The following is a 1672-nucleotide window of genomic DNA, read 5'->3' as shown; positions in this document are numbered from 1 at the left end:
CGAAGCGGGCGGCAAACGGGCGCCAGGCGGTGCGCAGTTCGTCGCGGGCCGCGTGGATCGCCGCGGATGCCGCTGCGGCGCGCTCCCGGGCTTCGGCGGCCGACGGCTTGTCGACCCACCAGGAGTCCACCTGCTCGGGTGTGGCCTCGGGATGGAATTGCACGCCATACGCCCATGGCGCGAACCGCACCGCCTGCGGAGTGCCGTCGGGTGCCGTGGCCAGCTGCACGGCCCGCTCAGGGAGTCGGGTGGCGATGTCGCTGTTCCATTGCACGACACGCAAACCGTCGCATCCGCCGAGCAACGGATCGGTGGCTCCGGCCGGGGTGAGCGCCACCGCAGTGAGCCCGGTGGCCATCCCGGCCGGATTGCGCCGCACCTCGCCGCCGAGGGCCACGGTCGCCAGTTGGTGGCCGAGGCAGACCCCGAGGAAAGGTATGCCGCCCTCCACACTCCGCGCGATCAGCTCGCGGGTCGCGGGGAGCCACGGGTAGTCCGCGTCGTCGTTCGCCCCCGCCTCGCCGCCGAGGACCACGAGGGCGTCAGCGTCGCCTACATCAGCCGGAATCATCTCTGCCGCAACGCCGTCCGGGTGCACGTGCGCTCGCACCCGGCGCAGTGTCACGCCGCGCTCCTCCCACCACTCACCGAGCCACGAGGGTGGGCACTGATCCTCGTGCTCGACGGTGAGGAAGGTCAGCGGCCTCATCCGATTGCGATCTCCTCATCGGTCGCGCGTCGCACGACGATCCGAGTCCACGCCCCCACATAGATGCGGTTGTCGCCGACCTCGGTCTTGGGGCCGACGGCGATCGGGTCATCGGGGAGCGGCCCCGACGCCGGCCCGACGAACGTGCCATTGGAGGACTGCAGGTCCTCGACGAACCACCGCGACCCGTCCGTCGTCAGCTGCGCGTGCCGCCGGGAGACACCCGGGTCGGCAGAGCAGTCGATGTCGGGCACGATATTCCGGCTCGCCGACGCCCGCCCGATCAGCGCGCTCGCGATCCGCAGCGGGACGACAACGGGCAGGCCCGCCGACGGCAGCGGCTCCTCGGCCTGCTGATCGGCATACCAGTCCGGGTCGATCCACACCTCGGCGACCCACTGGAAGGGGATCCGCGGCGGCACGTTCGGGTCCACCCCGCCGAGCACCGGCGGCTGCTCCCCAGCACCCGCCTCCTCGGCTTCACCCGAGACCGGAGCGGGCTCACTCGGGGCCCCTGCACCCTCGGACGCCCCTGCACCCTCGAACGCTCCTGCACCCTCGGGGGCGTCAGAACCGTCGGGCGCCTCCGGGCTCTCAGGCGCGTCCGGGGCGGGTATACCGCCGTCCCCCGGCTCACCGGGACCGGGTTCGCCGTCTCCCGGTTCGCCTTCGGCAGATACCGACAGGCCGTCGGCGTCGAGCTCCTCGGCAGCGTTCAGCCCGGCGAGCTCGCCGCTGCCATCAGGCGTGCCCTCGGCTTCCGACTCGGTCTCGGCCGCAGCGACGTCGGGCGCGAACGCCGGCGGCTGCTCGGACTCGGGAGCCAGACCGGCACCGGCCGGCTCGCGCACCGGAGGGGCGGGGCTTTCGAGGCCGGCCGCGCTGACGCCCTCGAGGCTCGCCGGCGCCGCCGCCGGCAACGCTCCGGTGGTGAAGTCGTAGCCACAGGCTTCGCAGAACAAG

Annotated in this window: 2 protein-coding genes; both read right to left on the bottom strand. The window is 73.0% G+C overall.

Annotated elements, in window-relative coordinates; genetic code table 11:
• Positions 1-709 (bottom strand): type 1 glutamine amidotransferase (locus tag BN11_RS20995; protein WP_083433930.1); only part of this gene is annotated, 709 nt, incomplete at its 3' end.
• On the bottom strand, positions 706-1672 hold a 967-nt coding region (locus BN11_RS22240), incomplete at its 5' end, for an FHA domain-containing protein (RefSeq protein WP_407667997.1). The genes BN11_RS20995 and BN11_RS22240, both read right to left, overlap by 4 nt.

Origin of the sequence: Nostocoides australiense Ben110, from assembly GCF_001050535.1 — a bacterium.
In the GTDB taxonomy this organism is placed as follows: Bacteria; Actinomycetota; Actinomycetes; order Actinomycetales; family Dermatophilaceae; genus Nostocoides_A; species Nostocoides_A australiense.
The sequence above is the reverse complement of the archived record's forward strand: the minus strand, read 5'-3'. Positions and strand labels throughout refer to the sequence as shown.